The 20627-nt window shown below is 52.0% G+C and carries 23 protein-coding genes; 12 read left to right on the top strand and 11 right to left on the bottom strand.

Going from position 1 to position 20627, the window contains the following annotated elements; all coding sequences use genetic code 11:
- Positions 1-20: 20 nt before the first annotated feature.
- Positions 21-986, bottom strand: a complete 966-nt coding sequence (locus tag C8N30_RS07910) for a phosphotransferase (RefSeq protein WP_025063968.1) — start codon at positions 984-986, stop codon at positions 21-23.
- A gap of 74 nt (positions 987-1060) precedes the next feature.
- Here C8N30_RS07910 and hslV point away from each other — a divergent pair, with 74 nt between their 5' ends.
- From hslV to C8N30_RS07895, 3 genes are read left to right on the top strand one after another with little or no spacing between them, the layout of a single operon-like run.
- Positions 1061-1618, top strand: coding sequence for an ATP-dependent protease subunit HslV (hslV, locus tag C8N30_RS07905; RefSeq protein ID WP_025063967.1), 558 nt, complete (start codon positions 1061-1063; stop codon positions 1616-1618).
- On the top strand, positions 1615-2922 hold the full coding sequence (hslU, locus tag C8N30_RS07900; protein WP_025063966.1) for an ATP-dependent protease ATPase subunit HslU: 1308 nt from the start codon (positions 1615-1617) through the stop codon (positions 2920-2922). Before hslV ends, hslU begins: the two co-directional genes overlap by 4 nt.
- Before the next feature lie 39 nt (positions 2923-2961).
- The gene (locus C8N30_RS07895) at positions 2962-4185 is read left to right on the top strand and encodes an MFS transporter (protein WP_025063965.1); all 1224 of its coding nucleotides are present in this window, start codon (positions 2962-2964) and stop codon (positions 4183-4185) included.
- Here the strand turns inward: C8N30_RS07895 and C8N30_RS07890 are convergent.
- The 3 genes from C8N30_RS07890 to C8N30_RS07880 are packed head-to-tail and all read right to left on the bottom strand — an operon-like array spanning position 4168 to position 6448.
- Complete coding sequence (locus C8N30_RS07890) at positions 4168-4761, bottom strand: Smr/MutS family protein (protein ID WP_025063964.1); 594 nt, start codon at positions 4759-4761, stop codon at positions 4168-4170. The two genes, C8N30_RS07895 and C8N30_RS07890, sit on opposite strands and share 18 nt — an antisense overlap.
- Positions 4758-5750, bottom strand: coding sequence for a murein transglycosylase A (mltA, locus tag C8N30_RS07885; RefSeq protein ID WP_084273688.1), 993 nt, complete (start codon positions 5748-5750; stop codon positions 4758-4760). The genes C8N30_RS07890 and mltA overlap by 4 nt, the downstream gene beginning before the upstream one ends.
- A gap of 41 nt (positions 5751-5791) precedes the next feature.
- Positions 5792-6448 (bottom strand): Tim44/TimA family putative adaptor protein, encoded by a 657-nt coding sequence (locus C8N30_RS07880; protein ID WP_025063962.1) that lies wholly within the window; start codon positions 6446-6448, stop codon positions 5792-5794.
- Positions 6449-6552: 104 nt separating this feature from the next.
- On the opposite strand from C8N30_RS07880, the gene C8N30_RS07875 reads away from it, so the two are divergent.
- Positions 6553-7041: an FxsA family protein gene (locus tag C8N30_RS07875; RefSeq protein ID WP_025063961.1), complete on the top strand. Its 489-nt coding sequence runs from the start codon at positions 6553-6555 to the stop codon at positions 7039-7041.
- A 104-nt stretch (positions 7042-7145) separates the two neighbouring features.
- Complete coding sequence (gene secB, locus C8N30_RS07870; RefSeq protein ID WP_025063960.1) at positions 7146-7628, top strand: protein-export chaperone SecB; 483 nt, start codon at positions 7146-7148, stop codon at positions 7626-7628.
- A 7-nt stretch (positions 7629-7635) separates the two neighbouring features.
- Here secB and dnaQ read toward each other — a convergent pair whose 3' ends face one another.
- From dnaQ to C8N30_RS07850, 4 genes are read right to left on the bottom strand one after another with little or no spacing between them, the layout of a single operon-like run.
- Positions 7636-8322 carry a DNA polymerase III subunit epsilon gene (gene dnaQ / locus C8N30_RS07865; protein WP_025063959.1) on the bottom strand — a complete coding sequence of 229 codons (687 nt, stop codon included), beginning with the start codon at positions 8320-8322 and terminating at the stop codon, positions 7636-7638.
- Positions 8315-8902 carry a dephospho-CoA kinase gene (coaE, locus tag C8N30_RS07860; protein WP_037968031.1) on the bottom strand — a complete coding sequence of 196 codons (588 nt, stop codon included), beginning with the start codon at positions 8900-8902 and terminating at the stop codon, positions 8315-8317. Before coaE ends, dnaQ begins: the two co-directional genes overlap by 8 nt.
- Positions 8902-9738 (bottom strand): shikimate dehydrogenase, encoded by an 837-nt coding sequence (locus tag C8N30_RS07855; protein WP_025063957.1) that lies wholly within the window; start codon positions 9736-9738, stop codon positions 8902-8904. Before C8N30_RS07855 ends, coaE begins: the two co-directional genes overlap by 1 nt.
- Positions 9735-10334: a Maf family protein gene (locus C8N30_RS07850; protein ID WP_025063956.1), complete on the bottom strand. Its 600-nt coding sequence runs from the start codon at positions 10332-10334 to the stop codon at positions 9735-9737. The genes C8N30_RS07855 and C8N30_RS07850 overlap by 4 nt, the downstream gene beginning before the upstream one ends.
- A gap of 404 nt (positions 10335-10738) precedes the next feature.
- On the opposite strand from C8N30_RS07850, the gene C8N30_RS07845 reads away from it, so the two are divergent.
- From C8N30_RS07845 to C8N30_RS07815, 7 genes are all read left to right on the top strand, one after another.
- On the top strand, positions 10739-11188 hold the full coding sequence (locus C8N30_RS07845) for a CopD family protein (protein WP_025063955.1): 450 nt from the start codon (positions 10739-10741) through the stop codon (positions 11186-11188).
- A gap of 132 nt (positions 11189-11320) precedes the next feature.
- On the top strand, positions 11321-12592 hold the full coding sequence (gene rho / locus C8N30_RS07840; RefSeq protein ID WP_025063954.1) for a transcription termination factor Rho: 1272 nt from the start codon (positions 11321-11323) through the stop codon (positions 12590-12592).
- A 29-nt stretch (positions 12593-12621) separates the two neighbouring features.
- The gene (gene mnmE / locus C8N30_RS07835) at positions 12622-13908 is read left to right on the top strand and encodes a tRNA uridine-5-carboxymethylaminomethyl(34) synthesis GTPase MnmE (RefSeq protein ID WP_025063953.1); all 1287 of its coding nucleotides are present in this window, start codon (positions 12622-12624) and stop codon (positions 13906-13908) included.
- A 12-nt stretch (positions 13909-13920) separates the two neighbouring features.
- Positions 13921-15783: a tRNA uridine-5-carboxymethylaminomethyl(34) synthesis enzyme MnmG gene (gene mnmG, locus C8N30_RS07830; protein ID WP_025063952.1), complete on the top strand. Its 1863-nt coding sequence runs from the start codon at positions 13921-13923 to the stop codon at positions 15781-15783.
- Entirely contained in the window at positions 15780-16391 is a 612-nt protein-coding gene (rsmG, locus tag C8N30_RS07825) for a 16S rRNA (guanine(527)-N(7))-methyltransferase RsmG (protein ID WP_025063951.1), read from the top strand. The genes mnmG and rsmG overlap by 4 nt, the downstream gene beginning before the upstream one ends.
- Positions 16384-17208, top strand: coding sequence for a ParA family protein (locus C8N30_RS07820; RefSeq protein ID WP_025063950.1), 825 nt, complete (start codon positions 16384-16386; stop codon positions 17206-17208). The genes rsmG and C8N30_RS07820 overlap by 8 nt, the downstream gene beginning before the upstream one ends.
- A complete protein-coding gene (locus C8N30_RS07815; protein ID WP_025063949.1) occupies positions 17201-18094 on the top strand; it encodes a ParB/RepB/Spo0J family partition protein in 894 nt (297 codons plus the stop codon). Before C8N30_RS07820 ends, C8N30_RS07815 begins: the two co-directional genes overlap by 8 nt.
- On the opposite strand, the gene hemW is transcribed toward C8N30_RS07815, so the two are convergent.
- The 3 genes from hemW to rph are packed head-to-tail and all read right to left on the bottom strand — an operon-like array spanning position 18091 to position 20580.
- Positions 18091-19266: a radical SAM family heme chaperone HemW gene (gene hemW / locus C8N30_RS07810; RefSeq protein WP_025063948.1), complete on the bottom strand. Its 1176-nt coding sequence runs from the start codon at positions 19264-19266 to the stop codon at positions 18091-18093. The genes C8N30_RS07815 and hemW overlap by 4 nt on opposite strands.
- The gene (gene rdgB / locus C8N30_RS07805; RefSeq protein WP_025063947.1) at positions 19259-19870 is read right to left on the bottom strand and encodes an RdgB/HAM1 family non-canonical purine NTP pyrophosphatase; all 612 of its coding nucleotides are present in this window, start codon (positions 19868-19870) and stop codon (positions 19259-19261) included. Before rdgB ends, hemW begins: the two co-directional genes overlap by 8 nt.
- Positions 19867-20580, bottom strand: coding sequence for a ribonuclease PH (rph, locus tag C8N30_RS07800; RefSeq protein ID WP_025063946.1), 714 nt, complete (start codon positions 20578-20580; stop codon positions 19867-19869). Before rph ends, rdgB begins: the two co-directional genes overlap by 4 nt.
- Positions 20581-20627: the final 47 nt, after the last annotated feature.

Here is a 20627-nt window from a genome sequence, read left to right as displayed (position 1 = left end):
GTAATCGAAAAATTTGCGCGTCAGGTGAAAGCCTGGCGCGCAATTTCTTTAAGGCGCTCTAATCTTAACAAGCTTTTGAGTGTCGTTTTGTCCTGCATCCTGTTCCAATCTGTCAGAATCTGAACTTTGCTGAGGAAAATGACCGTGGGATCATCAGCGCCAACCAAATCGTACCCTGAGAAAAATGCGTCCCATGCACGCTGCGGTACGGCGTGTCCCGTCTTCAGATCGTCCATATCCCCGACCAACTGGGTATAGCTTTGCAAGAAGCGCGCGATATCGTAGGCGACCGGCGCATTATCCGTCCCGAGAAAGTCGAACCCAGCAGTCGCGTGATCGGATATCAGGATGTTATGCGCGTTAAGGTCACCGTGTTTTGCGGCAATCGTACCGATATGACCTTCCGCCGTGCCCGCAAATTCACCAATGCGATCGGCATAGGTGATAAACTGGCCTTGGCCGCTAATGCGCCGTTCCCCTACCCGCATCTGACCGGCCAGCTTACCCATATGGCGCACCATGAACCGCGGCTGGAAGGGACGTTTTTGTTGAAAAGTTCCGCCATGAAACGCGGCCAGCCACGCGCCCGCCTTGCGCAAAAGCGGTGTGTGGTTTGACTGGTTCCGGCACAGTTCTAGAAAGGTATCGCCAGCGATATATTGCATTAAGTATGCTTGGGCGCATCGGTCCTCCGCCAGTATCTGAGGAACCGTGTTTAATTCCGACCCTGACAAAGCAGCCTGCGCGCCGTGATGGGCGTCAAGTATCCGACCGAAAGCTTCCTTATCAACAGGCCGCTGGGCAAATTTCAGAACCACAGACGGCGCACCTGAATTATCATAGCGTTGCACGATATGCAGCCTGTTCCGGTCATCTTTGATCCATTCAGCACCGCAGCGATAGTCCGTGACTGCCAGACCAGCCTGCGCACCAAGCTCGCAAAAAAGCCGGTGCGCCTCGATTTTAAGGATCGTTGTCTGGGGCAATTCATATCCTTTCCGGTCAGGGCCTTGCTAAACACCGACAGGGTTTTCATATATGATTCAACTATGGAGGCTTTATGGCAACTCAAGAATTTCCCGGCTGGCACGGCACGACGATCATTGGCGTGAAGAAGGGCGGCGAAGTCGTGATCGCGGGTGACGGTCAGGTAAGCCTTGGCCAGACCGTGATCAAAGGCACCGCACGCAAGGTGCGCCGCCTGTCGCCCGGTGGGTACGATGTGGTTGTCGGTTTTGCCGGCTCTACCGCCGATGCATTTACCTTATTGGAGCGGCTGGAAGCAAAGCTGGAAGCGACCCCCGGTCAGCTACAGCGTGCGAGCGTTGACCTTGCGAAGGACTGGCGCACGGACAAATATCTGCAAAAGCTGGAAGCGATGCTAATTGTCACAGATGGTAAGGAGCTACTGATCATCACAGGTGCGGGTGACGTGCTTGAACCTGAACATGATATTGCCGCCATCGGATCGGGCGGCAACTTTGCGCTCGCTGCTGCGCGCGGTCTAATCGAAAGTGACCGTGATGCCGAAGCTGTCGCACGCGATGCCATGAAAATCGCCTCCGACATCTGCGTTTATACTAACGGCAACCTGACCGTGGAGAAAATCAAAGCATGACTGATCTAACCCCCCGCGAGATCGTATCCGAGCTGGACCGTTATATCATTGGCCAGAATGACGCGAAGCGTGCCGTGGCCGTCGCCCTGCGCAACCGCTGGCGTTGTCGCAACCTGCCCGATGACATCCGCGCCGAAGTATACCCAAAAAATATACTGATGATTGGACCTACCGGCGTGGGTAAAACCGAAATCAGCCGCCGTCTGGCAAAGTTGGCGAGGGCGCCTTTCCTTAAAGTTGAGGCGACAAAATTTACCGAGGTAGGTTATGTCGGACGCGATGTAGAGCAGATCATACGCGATCTGCTGGATGTGGCCATTGCCATGACCCGCGAACATATGCGCGAAGACGTGAAAACCAAAGCCCAAAGCGCCGCCGAGGAGCGCGTGATTGATGCGATAGCAGGGCCGGATGCCCGCGAAGGAACGCGTACAATGTTTCGCAAAAAGCTGCATGATGGCCAGCTAGACGAGACAATGATCGACCTGGAGGTTACCGACACCTCAAATCCGTTTTCCGCGATGGAGATCCCGGGTCAGCCACAGGGCGGCGGCGGGATGATGAACCTTGGTGATATCTTCGGAAAAGCCATGGGCGGGCGCAAGACCAAGAAACGCCTGAGCGTGCGCGACAGCTATGAGGTACTTATCGGCGAAGAAGCCGACAAGCTGCTGGACGACGAGACAGTAACCCGCGCCGCGATCGAAGCGATCGAGCAGAATGGTATCGTATTTTTAGATGAAATCGATAAAGTATGTACCCGTGCCGATGCCCGTGGCGGCGATGTGAGCCGTGAAGGCGTACAACGTGACCTTCTCCCACTGATCGAAGGCACAACCGTAAGCACAAAGCACGGGCCGGTGAAGACCGATCATATCCTGTTCATCGCTTCGGGCGCCTTTCATATCGCGAAGCCATCTGATTTGCTCCCCGAACTTCAGGGCCGTCTGCCCATCCGTGTCGAGTTGCGTCCCCTGACAGAGCATGATTTTGTCCGCATTCTCACCGAAACCGACAATGCGTTGACCCTTCAATATACCGCGCTGATGAACACGGAGCAGGTTGAGGTCAGCTTTACCACCACAGGCATCGCAGCATTGGCAAAAATTGCGGCGGATGTGAATCAATCTGTAGAGAACATTGGCGCAAGGCGCCTTTACACTGTGATGGAACGGGTCTTCGAAGAGCTTAGCTTTTCCGCGCCGGATCGTGGTGGCGAGAAGATCGTGGTTGATGCTGAGTTTGTCGATAAAAACCTCGGTGAACTGGTTAAATCTACCGACCTGAGCCGCTACGTGCTTTAATCTCTTTTCATTTTCCCATGCGCCTGAAATCAAAGGCGCATGGGCTATATTCGTTTTCTCATCGACAACCGTTTATTCCTGCTTGCAGGTTTTTTACTCACATTTACCTCCTCCTTCGGTCAGACCTATTTCATTTCGTTGTTTGCGGGGGAAATTAAAGACACTTTCAGTTTGAGCGATGGTGGATGGGGTGGGATTTATACCATCGGCACGACGCTGTCCGCGATTACGATGATCTGGGCGGGGGCCCTTACAGACCGTTTCCGCGTGCGGCAATTGTCACTTTGGGTGATGGTGCTTCTGGCTGCTGCCTGTGTGGTAATGTCACTCGTACCAAACGGTTTTTTGCTCATATTTGTAATCTATGCTTTGCGGCTGATGGGTCAGGGGATGCTATCGCAACTTGGTGCGGTAGCAATGTCGCGCTGGTTTATTGCAACGCGAGGACGGGCGCTTTCGATCTCGTCTATGGGCTTCGCCGTGGGGCAAGCCGTGTTACCGATCATCTTTGTAGCCCTGCTTGCCACTGTGGACTGGCGCAACCTGTGGCTAGTGGCAGCGGTGTGTGTGGTGCTGATGATACCGATGATCCAGATGCTGCTGCGCCAAGAGCGGACTCCTCAGTCCATGTCCAACGATACACAATCCGTCGGGATGTGCGGGCATCATTGGACCCGCACACAGATGCTACGACATCCGCTGTTCTATATCCTGATCCCGCTGGTCCTTGGCCCTTCCGCATGGGGGACAGCGCTGTTCTTCCAGCAGGTTCATTTAACCGAGGTAAAAGGATGGAGCCTTGGAGCTTATGTGGCACTCATGCCTGCCTATACCGTAGCGAGCATCGCGTTCACGTTTATCACCGGCTGGGCAATTGACCGTTTCGGGGTGAAATGGATTGTCCCGTTCCAGATGGTGCCATTTGGTCTGTCATTTTTGGTGTTGGCCTATGCCGATACGATACTCATGGCCGGTGTTGGTCTCGTGATTTTCGGCGTGGGTCAGGGCATGCAGGGTACGGCGACCTCGGCATTTTGGGCAGTGTTCTATGGCACCCGCAACCTTGGTGCGATCAAGGCGGCAGCAGCAGCATTAATGGTGTTCGGATCAGCCATCGGGCCGGGAGTAACTGGCGCTTTCATCGACTATGGCGTCGATTTCCCCGATCAGATGATTCCGATTGCCGTCTATTATTTTGCAGGTGCGCTTATGGCAGGCCTCGGTGTCCTTAGGTATCAGCGTGACCTACCTGTGGCGCCGTAGGTACACGTAATAAGCACCGCCCCCCCCGTGGCTGACATGAGCCTGCGCAATTTGAAGGACGACTGATTTCATAGGCTGCATGGCAAGCCATTGCGGCACTTGGTGACGTAGCACGCCATAGCGTACGGGAATCGGGCCGCCTTCATCCCGCTCTTTTCCTTTTCCCGTCACAATCAAGATCAGGCGCTTTCCTTGGGAGTGGGCATTCATCACAAAGCCGGTCAACACCGGATGCGCACGTTCCAGCGTCATGCCATGCAGGTCGATCTTGCCCTCCGGCCGCAGCTTGCCGCGCTTAAGCTTCCCAAATGACTTCTGATCCATTTGTACCGGAGTTTGACGAATATGGTCATGAATTGCCGGTGCCAGATTATGGGCAGGACTGCGGGAAGGACCTACAGGTTTTCCGAGGATCACCGACTTTGCCTTGAGCAGGTTGCGCGGCGCAGGCGCGGGCAGGGTGGTATCAGGGTCGAAACGCTCCACCTCCAGATCGCTACGCTGAATAGGTTGCGTATTTGCCCGCACACGGTCCCACAGCTCGCGGTCCTCAGCTGTGAGGCGGCGGCGTTTCATATAGCGCTTTCGGGCAGCAGGGCATAGGCGCGCTGAATCGGCATCAGAACCACCAGACGACCGGGATCACGAACTGTGCCCGCCAATTGGCCCGCCGCATCCCCTGTACCAAAGAAAACATCGGCACGTTGTGCACCCTTGATCGCTGATCCGGTGTCCTGGGCGATCATGAGGCGCCGCAACGGCGAGGCACCGTCTTTTTCAATCCACACTGGAGAGCCAAGACGCACAAATGCCGGATCCACCGCAATCGTGCGCATTGTCGTGATCGAGCGGTTCATTGCTCCTAAAGGCCCCTGATCACCGGGCACTTGGCTGACTTCGCGGAAAAAAACATAAGATGGGTTGTGATAGAGCAATTCCTGCCCCTCGAGCGGATTGCGCCTTACCCAGTTCTTGATCACTTGCGCGCTGACCTGATGGGGCTCATACACGCCACGGCGCACCAATTCCTGACCAATTGAACGATAGTCATGACCGTTGGATCCCCGATAACCAACGCGCAGGTTATTTCCATTGGACAGCCGTATACGGCCTGATCCCTGTATCTGGAGAAAGAAAAGCTCGACCGGATCATCAACAAACGCGATTTCCAATCCGCGCCCGTCCATTACGCCGGTTTCCAGAATATCGCGGCGTGGTAGCCATGGACGGTTCTGCAGCGCTTCGGGCGGCATTTTATATACTGGGAACCGGTAGCGCGATGTAGGCGTAATAGAGCCTTCGAGCTCGGGCTCGAAATATCCGGTGAACAATGGCTCGTTCCCATCATCCATCACAACGGGGCGAAACAGCAGTTCGAAAAAATAGCGGGGGTCGGGATTGGTTCGGGCGAAAGCGCAAACTGCATTCCAGTCGGGGTCCTTCATATCCTGACAGGTATTCAAAAACACCGAAAAGGCAGCGGCGTGATCATCATCCGCCCAACCATCAAGCTGGTCGAAGGTGAGCACTTCATATTTCACGTCAGACGCCAAAGGCCCCGCCAGCAGCGAGGCCCCGAAAATGGCAGTAATGCGAAGAGCGCATGTTACCCGTCTGTAGAAACCAAGAACCAATTTGGATCATCCGAACCCATATGGCGGGAGAATACCCACGTATCTTTTTGCTTTTTAGCATCTGTAACACTGCCCTCGACAATCTCTCCGTCACTGTTGCGAACGGCCTGTGTCAGTTCGGCCACAAATTTGAGGGTCATTTCGGCCTCTTTTGTGTCCGGATTTAGGGTCACATGATCAAGAGCCATCTCCCGAACGCCGATAAAATTTGCCTCAATAGTCAGGCCTTGATCTTCACGCGCCGCAACTCCGTCGACGAAACTCTCATAGATGTCATCGGACAGAAAGCTTTTGATATTATCCAGTTCACCTGTCTCATAACCCATCACGATCATCTCGTAAGCGCCGCGCGCGCCGGCCAGAAACTCGGTCACGTTGAAAGATGGCTCGATGCGCTTCATCTCTGCCAGTGCTTTTGCTTGTGGCGTCCCTTCATCGAAGTGATCAGTTATATCGAGATCAGGCCCGCCCTCGATCACCTGAAAAGCCGGCCCGTCCCGTTTTTTCTCAGGAACAGGCAAAGGAGGTTTTTCAAATCCTTCCCGCGTGCCAAGCACGTTCTTGAGGCGCAGGACGAGAAAGACCGCAATTGCGGCAAGAACCAGAATCTGGATAAGCGGCGAATTCATATGAACCTCTTGAGGACTAGGCGTGGAAACAATGCGTCAAGCACCTTATGTAGGTGTGATAGGGGCTCAAGTCCACCACAGGCCCGCTGAAAGGGAGCAATAACATGTGGCTATTAATCGCATTCATCGCAGTTCCGGTGATCGAGATCGCGCTATTCATTCAGGTTGGCGGCTTTATCGGCCTCTGGCCAACGCTGCTTATTGTCATCCTGACAGCTCTTGCCGGCACCTATCTGGTGCGTAGCCAAGGCCGCATGGCGCTCAACCAGCTGCAAAAGTCATTCGGCGATTTGCGCGATCCGACAGAGCCATTGGTGCACGGCGCGATGATCCTGTTTTCCGGCGCCTTGTTGCTTACCCCTGGTTTTTTCACCGATGCCGTGGGTTTTTCGCTTCTGGTGCCAGCGATCCGCACGGCGGTCTTCAAGGCAATTCGCGCACGTATCAATATACAGAGCTTCGGAACACAGAGTGGCGGGCCAAACCAACAGCCACACCGGACAAGCGGCAACGGTGACATTATCGATGGTGAATTTATGGAATTACCAGATGAGGACGTACAAAAACGCCCCTCCGGTTGGACCAAAAGCTAAGCGGCGGCGCACAAGCCTTGGGGAACTAAGAGATTGAGCGATTTGGCCTGACCTGATAAGCCGAGCCGAGTTAATTTTTCACCCTCCAAAAAGGAGTGCCGTTCATGGCCGAGGCCGAAGCAACACCACCAGTATCCCCGAAACTGCGCGTTCTGGGTCAATTCATCCGCGATCTGTCGTTCGAAAATATCATGGCCCAAAAAGGCGCGCCGACAGATGTGCAGCCCGATGTTCAGGTTCAAGTGAACCTTGATGCAAAAAAGCGCTCCACTGATAACCAGTACGAGACAGCAATCAAACTGAATGTGACATCCAAAGCCAAGGGCGCTGACACGACATTGTTTGTGCTGGAAATCGACTATGTCGGCATTTTTGATATTCAGGATGTTGCCGAAGAACAGTTGCACCCGTTTTTGCTGATCGAATGCCCACGTATGATATTCCCGTTTTTGCGCCGTATTGTGAGTGACGTGACACGTGACGGTGGTTTCCCGCCGCTTAACCTCGAAAACATTGATTTTGTGTCGCTCTATCGCAACGAGATCGCGCGCCGTCAGGCCGAAGCACAGCCTGTTGCACAAGCATAAGCCTGTTTCAGGTTTTCAACCAAACCGCACCGCCGCCCAACTTGCCGACAAACTCGGCGTGGGCGGCGGTTTCTTTTTCGGACAGGCGTGAGGGCAGGGGCACGGGACGCGGGCGCGGAGTCCACTCTGTGTGAGTTTCGCCCTCTTTTGGCTCTGCGCGGGTAGACAGGCCGAAATCAGGTTGTTTACCCCCGATAAGTTCAAGATAAACCTCAGCCAGAATTTCGCTGTCAAGAAGCGCGCCGTGCAGAGTGCGCGCACCATTGTCGATGCCAAAGCGGCGGCACAGCGCATCAAGCGACGAGGGCGAGCCGGGGAACTTCTTTCGCGCAATGGCCAGCGTATCGATCGCCTGCTCCCACGGCAGTTGCCTTAAGCCCATTTTACCCAATTCGAAGTTCAGGAACTTCATGTCGAAAGCCGCATTATGGATAACCATTTTGCTGTCACCAACGAAATCAAGAAATGCCTGACCCACAGCAGCAAACTTGGGCTTATCACGCAAAAAGTCATCGCCCAGTCCATGCACCTGAAACGCCTCGTCGGGCATGCCACGCTCGGGATTTATATATTCATGGAAAGTTTTGCCTGTTGCAACATGCCCCATCAATTCGACGGCACCGATCTCCACGATCCGGTCGCCCGATTTGGGGTCAAATCCTGTTGTTTCGGTGTCGAGGACGATCTCACGCATGGGGCTGGCTCCGGATAGTTTTTACAATTGTCTGCACCTGCGCGCGGGCGTGTTCAAGGGTGTCGGTTTGAATAACATAGGTCGCTCGGGCGCATTTATCAGCGGCAGGCAACTGTTTGGCCTTGATGGCCAGAAACTGTTCGCGGGTCATAGTGCCGCGCGCCAGAACCCGTGTTTCCTGAGTGGCATCATCCGTGTAGACACAGGCCGTTGCATGCACCCGTGCGTCACCGCCTGTCTCAAAAAGGAGCGGAATATCGAGAACAACGATATCAGCTTTGGTTTTAGCAAGAAAGTCAGCTCGGTCTTGGCCGACTAGCGGATGAATGATCGCCTCAATCTGGTTAAGCGCTGCTGGATTGCCGCCGATGATTTCCTTTAGTGCAGGCCGTGATACAGCGCCATCAACTATAGCTTGCGGAAACGCCGCAAGGAATGGCGGCACTGCAGCTCCGCCAAGAGCATACAGCCGGTGCACCGCAGCATCAGCATCCCAGAGGGCGCACCCCTCGTCGACGAACATCTTTGCAGTGGTTGATTTTCCCATCCCGATAGAGCCTGTAAGGCCAAGCAAAAACATCAGCGAAGGGCCGCAGCGCGTGTGGCGCTGTCCACCTCGGGACGTTTGCCGAACCACCTCTCGAACGCGGGCACTGCCTGATGCAAAAGCATTCCCAAACCGTCAACAGTAACGCAACCATACCCTTGCGCAGTTTCGAGCAACCGTGTTTTGAGCGGTGCATAAACCAGATCGGTCACAACAGTGGTCGCGCGCAGGCCGTCCAGTGGGACGCGCATCTCGGACTTACCGATCATTCCAAGGGATGTGGTATTCACCAGAAGTGATGCGTCATCAATCATATTACCGGCCTGCACCCAGTCGAAGACCTGAACGCGGCTGCCGAATTCCTGTTTAAGTTTGTCTGCACGCACGCGTGTCCGGTTTGACAGCAAAATCTCGGGCACGCCCGCCTCCAGCAAGGACGAGATGACGGCGCGCGCAGCACCACCAGCGCCCAGAATAGCCGCAGGGCCGGAGCGGGGATCCCAACCGGGCGCACCCGATTTCAAATTCTCTATAAAACCGTAACCATCTGTATTATCTGCGTGAATCTTTCCATCTTTTCGGAAAATAAGTGTATTTGCTGCACCGATGAGCGTTGCGCGGTCTGTCACAAGATCAGCAATCTGAAGAACATTTTCTTTGTGCGGAATGGTAATGTTCACGCCCACAAAACCCATCGAGGGAAGGGTACGCAGCACTTTTTCCAGATTTTCTGCACTTACATCCATCGGGATATAGTGGCCGGCAATGCCATAGGCCTTGAGCCAGTGGCGGTGCAACTGCGGCGATTTTGAGTGGGCAATGGGCGAGCCGATAACACCGGCGAGGGGGATGCGGGGCAATTCGGTCATTGGGCAATATCTCCGCGCAGAGTGAGGTAATTGAGGATTTCCAGCAAAGGCATACCCAGAACGTTAAAGTAATCCCCTTCGATACGCGAGAACAGCCGCACACCTTCTTCCTCAAGTTTATAGGCACCAACGGCATGGCGAATACTGTCCCAGTTTCGTGCGACATAATCAGCCAGATAGGCATCGCTTGCATCGCGCATGCGTAGCCGGACAATACCAACATGACGCCATAAGGGTTTTCCATCCTCATAGATCACTGCAGCAGATAAAAGCGTATGCCTGTCACCGCGCATCTGCTTGAGCTGCGCGAGAGCGTCCTCGGGTGTCTGTGGCTTGTTGAGCAGCGTGCCATTATGCTCCAGCACCTGATCACAACCAATAACCAGCGCACCAGCATTTTTATCGCTGACTTTGGAAGCTTTCATTTCGGCAAGAGCATCCGCAATATCACGAGGTGGCGCCCCTTCGGCAATTAAAGACGCTTTGATCATGTCCTCGTCGACACGGGCGATCTGAACGGTATGAGGTACAGCAGCTTGTGACAGCATACTGGTCCTTATCGCAGATCCAGAGGCAAGGATAATGTGGACAGACATGTGGATAACTCGTGCATAGTGCCAAGATGTTCTCGACAATAACTTGTCGACAATTAACACCAGAGGTTCAAGGGGTGGATAAGCCGCCCCTTCCATCGGGTTTACCTGAGATTCCTCCACCGTGGATAAGGATAATTTTACCATTTGGTAACTTTGGTTAATGCAGAGCTGTGCACAGGGTTATCCACAGATAAAAATTGTAGGATCGAAATTAAATAACTGATAACATTATAAAAAAAGGTATATCATGGCTTTGCTAACATATGTTCTCCCCCGATGAAATTACGGAAAGTAGACTGGGGATAACCATTTAATCCACAGGTTTTGGGCTCCCTACTTAAATCAACAATCTTTCTTTCTATCTTTATTATTATAAAGAGTAGATCACAGAGATGGAGACAAACATGAGTGATATCCTGAGTTCGGCATACCCTTGGATCAAGGGGCTGCACATCATGTCTGTGATTTCTTGGATGGCCGCGTTGTTTTATCTGCCCCGCTTGATGGTACATCACACCGAACGGGTAGGGCTGAGTGGTGAAACCCATGAAATATTTGCAATGATGGAATACAAATTGGCCAAAGTAATCATGCAACCGGCAATGATGGCGACCTGGGTCTTTGGCCTGCTTTTGGTTGCAACGCCGGGGATTGTTTACTGGGGTGATGTCTGGCCTTGGCTCAAGGGTGCTGGCGTCATCGCGATGACGGTGTTTCATATCTGGTTGATGCGGAGGATGCGAGGTTTCCAAAACGGCGAGAATTCAACAACCGGGAAACAGTATCGCATAATGAACGAAGTACCGACCCTTCTCATGATCCTGATTGTATTTTCAGTTACTGTAAAATTCTGAAAGCGGCATTTGTTGACAGGGGCAGGTCAGCGGCGTAAATGATATTTACCTCCCCGTTCGGGGATGGCGCAGCCCACCTATTGCTTACCACACCAGCCCCTGATCGCATTTGCGCGGGCTAAGGATATTTTCATGACCCTCGAGACCCTTAAACTTGCCGATCTAAAGGCAAAATCTCCTAAAAGCCTGCTTTCGATGGCGGAAGAGCTTGAGATTGAAAACGCCTCAACGATGCGCAAGGGCGAGATGATGTTCCAGATTCTGCGTGAACGCGCGGACGAAGGCTGGGAAATCTCGGGGGATGGTGTTCTCGAGGTTTTGCAGGATGGGTTCGGATTTTTGCGTTCTCCCGAAGCGAACTATCTGCCAGGACCTGATGATATTTATGTTTCTCCCGAAATGATCCGCCAGCACTCATTGCGGACCGGAGATACGATTGACGGTTTGATTAAGGCACCTGACGACACCGAGCGTTACTTTGCGCTTACCGAGGTAACCTTGATCAACTTCGAGGACCCTGAGAAGGCGCGCCACAAAGTAGCTTTCGAAAATCTGACGCCGTTGTACCCTGACGAGCGGTTGATCATGGAAGTTGATGATCCAACTGTAAAAGACCGCTCTGCCCGGATTATCGATCTGGTAGCGCCCATCGGTAAAGGCCAGCGCTCCCTTATTGTTGCGCCGCCGCGCACAGGTAAAACCGTTCTTTTACAAAACATTGCGAACTCGATCGAAAAGAATCACCCTGAATGTTATCTAATTGTTCTGCTGATTGATGAACGTCCTGAAGAAGTTACAGACATGCAGCGCTCCGTGAAGGGTGAGGTTGTCTCGTCGACATTTGACGAGCCTGCGACGCGCCACGTCGCCGTCTCCGAAATGGTAATCGAAAAAGCGAAACGTCTGGTCGAGCATAAGCGCGATGTTGTGATTCTTCTCGATTCGGTGACGCGTCTGGGACGGGCCTTCAACACAGTTGTGCCGTCATCGGGTAAAGTTTTGACAGGTGGTGTGGACGCGAATGCCCTGCAACGCCCTAAGCGCTTCTTTGGTGCAGCGCGGAACATCGAGGAAGGCGGATCCCTTACGATTATCGCGACTGCGTTGATTGATACGGGTAGCCGGATGGACGAAGTTATTTTCGAGGAATTCAAAGGAACTGGTAACTCCGAGATTGTTCTGGATCGCAAGATTGCGGACAAGCGTGTGTTCCCTGCCATCGATATTCTTAAATCGGGGACACGAAAAGAAGAACTGCTGGTGGATAAAGTTGATCTTCAGAAGACATTTGTACTGCGTAGAATTCTCAATCCAATGGGTACTACAGATGGCATTGAATTCCTGATATCAAAGCTCAAGCAGACAAAGACGAATTCAGACTTCTTCGATTCGATGAATACATAAACGTCACATAAATTCAAAGGCTTAGGTCTATGGATACTATTTTTGCCCAAGCGACAGCAATGGGCCGTGCCGGCGTGTCCGTTGTGCGGATTTCCGGGCCATCGGCATACGCTACCTGTTTGCGGATGGTTGGCACTCTGCCTCAGCCGCGAACAACGGCGCTTCGCATGGTTAAGGATCGCGATGGCGGCTTTATAGACCAAGCGTTGGTTATTTGGTTTAAAGGCCCCGAGAGTTTTACGGGCGAAGATGTAGTTGAGTTCCATCTTCATGGGAGCATCGCGATCATGCGCCGCGTGTTGGAGGAACTAGGTCTATTTGATGGAGTTCGTCTGGCTAATCCAGGTGAATTTACAAGACGGGCACTGGAAAACGGTAGGCTTGACCTGGTGCAGGTTGAAGGCCTTGCAGACCTGATAGAAGCCGAGACCGAAGCGCAGCGCAAACAGGCGCTAAGGGTTCTTTCTGGCGCACTGGGTACAAAAGTTGAAGGATGGCGGAGATCGCTGGTGCGCGCTGCTGCCTTGTTGGAAGCCACAATAGATTTTGCGGATGAAGACGTTCCAGTCGACGTGAGTGATGAGGTGCGATCACTATTGTTCAGCGTGGACGCAGATCTCAAAATGGAGATCGATGGTACAAAAGCGGCAGAACAGATCAGGGCAGGTTTTGAAGTAGCAATAGTTGGTGCTCCCAATGTGGGGAAATCTACATTGCTCAACCGTTTAGCAGGACGCGAAGCTGCTATTACCTCAAGTACCGCTGGAACAACCCGTGATGTTATTGAAGTCAGGATGGATTTGGGGGGACTTCCGGTTACTCTGCTGGATACGGCAGGTATTCGAGAGAGCACTGATGAGATTGAAGTTCTTGGAGTACAGTTGGCGCTCCGCCGCGCAACAAACGCTGATCTGAGGGTATTTTTACTCGATCAGGACGACAAACCGCCTTTAGCTCCACTAGTAGATGATATCGTTTTGCGTGCAAAATCGGATGTAACAGGGAAAAGTTACCCCGCCATCTCCGGCAAAACGGGGGCTGGTATTGAAAATCTCTTGCTTGATATTCAGCGATCCCTGAGTAAGCTTGCTGCAGGGGCGGGTCTTGCCACGCATGCACGGCACGCTAATGCAATGATGCTTGCGCGGAATGGCCTTTTAGCGGCTCAGAGCATGTTGAATGCCGGTCCAGACCATTACGATATTGTGTCAGCCGAACTTCGTATAGGAATTCACGCACTGGAGGTTCTTGTTGGTCGCATTGATGCAGAGAATCTGTTAGACGAAATATTCGCAAGTTTTTGCCTTGGAAAATAAGGATTGTTTCACGTGAAACATTTTGACGTCGTAGTAATAGGTGGCGGACATGCAGGCGCGGATGCGGCTCACGCCTCAGCACGGATGGGCGCACGGACAGCCTTACTTACCATGTCGCGCGAAACTATCGGCGTAATGTCGTGTAACCCGGCTATCGGCGGTTTGGGAAAAGGCCATCTTGTTCGGGAAATTGACGCGCTCGATGGTGTCATGGGGCGGGTTGCAGACGCGGCGGGTATACAATTCAGGCTTTTGAATCGACGTAAAGGCCCCGCAGTTCAGGGACCAAGAACTCAGGCTGACCGCAACATATATAGAAGATCTATGCTCGCCGAAATTGAATCGCATCCGCTTATCTCTGTTGTAGAGGGCGAAGCGACAGATTTTATTATGGCCGGCGAGAGGGTGGCTGGGGTCATCTTAGCAAATAACATAGGCATCACGGCAGGGGCGGTTATACTCACAACGGGAACTTTTCTCAGAGGTATAATTCACATCGGTGATATTCAAAAGGCTGGTGGCCGGATGGGGGATAATCCATCCCAGAAACTTGCGGAGCGCATTGACGGTTTTGGTTTAAATCTAGGAAGATTAAAAACAGGAACTCCCCCTCGATTGGATGGCCGTACAATAAATTGGGATGGTCTTGAGATGCAACCAGCAGATGAAGTTCCATCATTGTTTTCGTTTTTGTCGAAGAACGCAAAATCTCGTCAAATCTCATGTGGTATTACCCATACCAATGAAAAAACACATGATATAATTCGTTCAAACCTCGGTCGGTCCGCTATGTATGGCGGTCATATTGATGGCGTGGGGCCCCGGTACTGCCCTTCAATCGAGGATAAGATTGTGCGGTTCTCTGAAAAGTCGTCCCACCAAATTTTTCTTGAGCCTGAAGGATTGGATGATCCGACCATTTATCCGAACGGTATTTCTACTTCCTTGCCAGTATCCGTCCAAGAAGAATATGTCCGATCCATCGCAGGTCTTGAAAATGTTTCTATTATGCAACCTGGCTATGCGATTGAGTATGATTTTGTTGATCCGCGGGCGCTGTCACAAACTCTTGAGCTTAAGTCAGTTCCGGGGCTTTATCTCGCTGGCCAAATAAATGGTACCACGGGGTATGAGGAGGCTGCAGCGCAAGGGCTAGTCGCTGGCCTTAACGCATCATTGGCAGTGAAGGATAAAGATCCCATTATTTTTAGCCGAACGAACAGCTATATTGGGGTCATGATTGATGATTTGACAGCCCGTGGTGTAACGGAGCCGTATAGAATGTTTACCTCCAGAGCAGAGTTTCGCCTATCACTACGGGCCGATAATGCAGATCAACGATTGACAGGCGTTGGTATAGGCCTTGGGTGTGTGTCAAAAGAACGTGCCGAGGTTTTCAACAATAAAATGGAAGCTCTGGAAAAGTGCCGCAGCATTATGGAGGAAAAGACCTTCACTCCAAAGGAGGCAGCGGACGCTGGTATTGCTCTGAATAAGGATGGCCAGCGCAGAACTGCTTTCCAACTTCTTGCATTTCCTGATGTGAAGTTTGTGGATGTTTTGAAGCTCCACCCGCCACTATGCGTCGTTTCCGACGAGATTGCAGATCAGGTATCGCGGGATGCGATCTACGCTAACTACATCAAGAGACAAGAAAATGATGTGGCGTTGCTGCGGAAAGATGAGGGAGAAAAGATCCCAATATATTTTGATTATTCGATTATTGAGGGCCTTTCGAACGAGCTAAAATCGAAACTTCTAGCGGCCAAGCCCGAGAACCTCGCTCAGGCAGCCCGTATTGATGGTATGACGCCCGCTGCGCTTACACTCATTTTGGCCTTGATCCGTAAGGGGCAGGTTAGAAAGTTGGCATGATAGAGCACACATCTCTAGAAAATGTTTCACGTGAAACAATTGAGCAGCTCAGACAATTTGAAGCGCTTGTATTTAAGTGGACAAAAAAAATTAACTTGGTGTCGTCCCGAGATGCCTCCCAAATATGGGAGCGTCATATAGTCGACTCAGTTCAGGTGTATCGTATTTCCCCAACAATGGGAGACTGGCTCGACATTGGGAGTGGGGGCGGATTTCCTGGAATTGTTGCTGCAATTATGGCAAAGAACTCTGAACCTGATCGCCGGTTTACTCTTGTAGACAGCGATCAGCGAAAATGTGCGTTCCTGCGCACGGTGACGCGCGAGCTTGGATTAAATGTAAAGGTTTTTGCCGAGCGCGTTGAGGAAATCGAACCTCTTGGCGCAACTGTGATATCAGCTCGAGCTTTGGATGATCTGAATGGTCTCCTTTTTCATGTCGAGCGACATCTTGCGCCGAATGGAACGGCTATATTTCCGAAGGGGGCATCGTGGAATAAAGAACATCAAGATGCCCTTTCGAATTGGTCTTATAAACTCGATGTAATTAAAAGCCAGACGAACCCTGACGCTACCATTCTCAGGATCAAGGAGTTGACCCGTGTCTGATCTATCTCGACCAAGTGGGCCGAAAATAATAGCTATCGCTAACCAAAAGGGTGGAGTTGGTAAAACGACTACCACAATCAATCTGGCAGCTGCCTTGGCTGAGAGGGGCCAACGCGTTCTTGTGATCGATTTGGATCCTCAAGGAAATGCTTCGACCGGTCTTGGGATTGGCTTGGATAGTCGCGAGTTTACGACCTATGAGTTATTACTTGAAGATATTGATCTAAATGACGTGATTTTGAAAACCGAGACGGAAAACCTTTATATTGTTCCGGCTACTGTCGATCTGAGTTCCGCAGATCTTGATCTCCTATCTAATGAAAAACGAAGTTTTTTGCTCCATGACGCTTTACGCCAAACACAGATGGATTCATTTGGGTTCAATTATATTCTAATTGATTGCCCTCCTTCATTGAATCTTTTGACGGTAAACGCCATGATCGGTGCCCACTCAGTACTCGTCCCACTTCAAAGTGAATTTTTTGCATTGGAAGGGCTATCACAGCTGATGCTCACAATTCGCGAAGTTCGCCAGTCAGGGAATAAGGAACTGAGAATCGAGGGAGTTGTTCTGACGATGTACGACCGCCGTAATAACCTGTCCCAACAGGTCGAGCAGGATGCGCGGGATAATCTAGGGGATCTAGTTTTTAAAACTATGATACCCAGAAATGTTCGGGTGAGTGAGGCGCCAAGTTTTGCGATGCCGGTATTGGCCTATGATACGCAATCCAAGGGCGCCAAAGCCTACCGCGAGCTTGCTACTGAGCTTTTGAAGAATAATGAATTAACGCCACAAGAGGTGCAGCATGTCTAACCAAAATGATCGCAAGCGTGGCTTAGGCCGAGGGCTTTCTGCCCTCATGGCTGATGTAAGTGAGACAGAAAGTGCTGCTGCGAAAGGCCCTTCTGCGGCCGACCAGATGATCCCGATCGAAAAGATCTCACCGAATCCCGATCAGCCGCGCAAACAGTTCCGGCAAGAAGATCTTGATGATCTGGCGGCGTCAATTCGTGAAAAAGGTGTTTTGCAGCCTTTGATTGTCAGGGCGCGTGAGGGCGGAACTTTTGAGATTGTCGCAGGCGAGCGTCGCTGGCGAGCTGCCCAGATGGCGCAGCTTCATTCGCTGCCGGTTATTATTCGCGAATTTAGCGATATTGAGGTGCTAGAAGTCGCGATTATTGAAAACATCCAACGTGCTGATCTTAATGCTGCTGAAGAGGCAGCAGGCTATAAACAGCTGATGGAAAAGTTTGGCCATACTCAAGAGAAGATGGCAGAAGCTTTGGGGAAAAGCCGTAGCCATATCGCAAACCTTTTGCGTCTGCTCAATCTCCCAATAGCAGTGCTTGAGCTTTTGCGTGAGGGACAGATCAGCGCTGGACATGCGCGAGCGCTGATCCCAGCCCAGGACCCGTTGAAACTGGCGCAACAGGTGATCAAGGGAGGTTTATCAGTTCGGGCGACCGAAGCGCTGGTTAAAAGTGAGTTGAATGGACCAGTTAAAGCACGCCCAATCGGTTCATCCGATACATCTGAAAAGGACGCAGATACCAAAGCGCTGGAAGGCGATTTGTCTGCAAACCTTGGAATGAACGTCTCGCTGTCGCACAAGCCTGGACAGGAGAATGGACAACTCACTGTGCAATACAAGACACTTGATGAGTTAGATGAGCTATGTCGTCTATTGAGCGGTACTTAATCGGCAAGCAAATCGCCAATTACGGAATTCAAAACCTTAAATCCTCGATCAGTAACGGTAAGTCTTTTTCCAGACGAGGTTATCATACCTATGCCGTTCAAATGATCGAGTGCTTTCTGGTTGATCTGTTTTTGAGCGAGCAAGCGATAGCGTTCAAGATCAATTCCGTCGCGCAACCTAAGGCCCATCAGTAGAAACTCAGTTGCTTCATCCTCTCTGGTGAGGCTCTCACGGCTTTGTTCAGCCGCATTAACAGTGACCATTTCCAACCATTTTTTTGGGTTGCTGTAGCAAATGGTCGCTTTGCGAATGCCGTTGGTGGTCAGGCGGCCGTGTGCTCCAGGCCCGATGCCAAGGTAATCACCGTAGCGCCAATAGATCAGATTATGCCTTGAGTGCGCACCATCGCGGGCATGGTTGGATACTTCATAAGCCGGCATACCAGCCGCGGCACAAATCTCCTGTGTTAGGTCAAACATATCAGCGCCCAGGTCTTCATCGGGAAGACCCCGAAGTTTGCCCAAAGCGTAACGATCGCCGAATGCGGTGCCTTCCTCGATTGTAAGTTGGTATAGTGAAAGATGATCTATCGATAGCTTTAGAGCCTGATTTAACTCTGCTCCCCAGTCTTTAAGGCTCTGGTTCTGGCGTGCGTAGATCAGATCGAAGCTGACGCGCTCGAACGTGTCTCGCGCAATATCAAATGCCGAAAGCGCCTCCTCGGTCGAGTGTATGCGGCCTAATCGCTTAAGATCCGCGTCATTAAGCGCCTGTATCCCCATCGAAATGCGAGAGATACCGCCATCTCGATATGCTCTGAACCTACCCGCCTCGACAGAACCTGGGTTTGCTTCAAGCGTGATTTCAAAATCATTAGAAGTCGGCCAAAGACGTTTAATTTCATCTATCACAGTAGCAACAGTATCAGGATTCATAAGGCTGGGCGTACCCCCGCCAAAAAATACAGATGTGACCGTGCGCCCCGGTGTTTCGGCGGCGTAGCGTTTAAGTTCCGCAATATACGCAGACTTCCACGCAGCCTGATCAATGTTACGCGAAACATGACTGTTAAAGTCACAATACGGGCATTTAGCCTCACAATAAGGCCAGTGGATATAAATACCAAAGCCACCTTGCTGCCAGTCTTCTGCCGGTAGAAGCGGCTTAGTCAAAACACTGTGCCAACAGTTTGGTAAAGGCGTTGCCGCGATGGCTCAGGGCATTCTTTTCGTCATGGGTCATTTCCGCGAAGGTGCGGGTTTCACCTGAAGGTTGGAAAATTGGATCATAACCATGTCCTGTTTTACCCCGCATCGGCCAAACAAAAGTTCCCTCAACTGACCCCTCTACCACTTCGTCGTGGCCATCGGGCCATGCCAGCACAAATGTGGTGCAAAAACGCGCGGCCCTTGGGTGGGGCGCATTCGCCTTTTCCAGCAAGTCATGAGTCTTTTGCATCGCCATATCAAAATCACGACCATCAGGTGTCTCGGCCCAATTCGCAGTATAAACGCCCGGCGCGTTATTCAAAGCAGCGACTTCTATACCGCTGTCATCTGCGAGGGCAGGGAGGCCAGTCGCCTGAACGGCGGCATGTGCTTTAATCCTCGCATTACCAATGAAATTATCTTCGGTCTCCTCAGGTTCTTCCAGTCCTAACTCTTTTGCGCCGACAACGGTTATGCCCAGCGGGGCAAATAGCTCTCTCATTTCCTCAAGCTTGCCTGCGTTGTGCGTCGCTATCAGAATACGGTCGCCTTCAAACTTACGGCTCATGCGCAAGCTGCCCGCTGGATCGCTGTTAACTCGGCGATGCCTTTCTCTGCGAGGTCCAACAACTCATTCATCTGCGCGCGCGAGTAGGTGGATCCTTCGGCACTCATTTGTGTTTCTATCATCTTGCCGCTTTCCGTCATGATGAAATTTCCGTCAACCCCCGCTTCGGAATCCTCGGGGTAATCAAGATCGAGCAGGGGCTGGCCCGCGTAAATACCACAGCTGATCGCGGCGACTGGATCAAGCATTGGGTCGGAAATGACGTCGCCCGCTTTCATCAATTTATTCACCGCCAACCGCAGCGCAATCCATCCACCGGTGATCGATGCACATCGTGTTCCGCCGTCCGCCTGAAGCACGTCACAATCAATAGTAATCTGACGCTCGCCTAATGCGACGCGGTCAACACCGGCCCGCAGGCTGCGCCCGATCAACCGCTGGATCTCCACAGTCCGCCCGCCTTGTTTGCCTGATGTGGCTTCACGGCGCATCCGTGTGTTCGTCGCGCGGGGCAACATTCCGTATTCCGCGGTAACCCAGCCAAGGCCCGATCCTTTGATAAACGGCGGCACGCGTGGTTCAATAGATGCAGTGCACAAAACATGCGTGTCGCCCATTTTGATCAAGGCAGAGCCTTCGGCGTGTTTGGTGAAGCCCACTTCGACAGAGACTTCGCGCATTTGATCAAGTTTCCGGCCGGATGGGCGCATGGGATATTCCTTTTGTTTGATTTAGCCAACTCGATACCGCTGCATCC

The sequence above is a fragment of the Sulfitobacter guttiformis genome (genome assembly GCF_003610455.1).
Classification (GTDB): Bacteria; Pseudomonadota; Alphaproteobacteria; order Rhodobacterales; family Rhodobacteraceae; genus Sulfitobacter; species Sulfitobacter guttiformis.
Note: the sequence above shows the minus strand (reverse complement) of the source record. Positions and strands in the feature narration are given on the sequence as shown.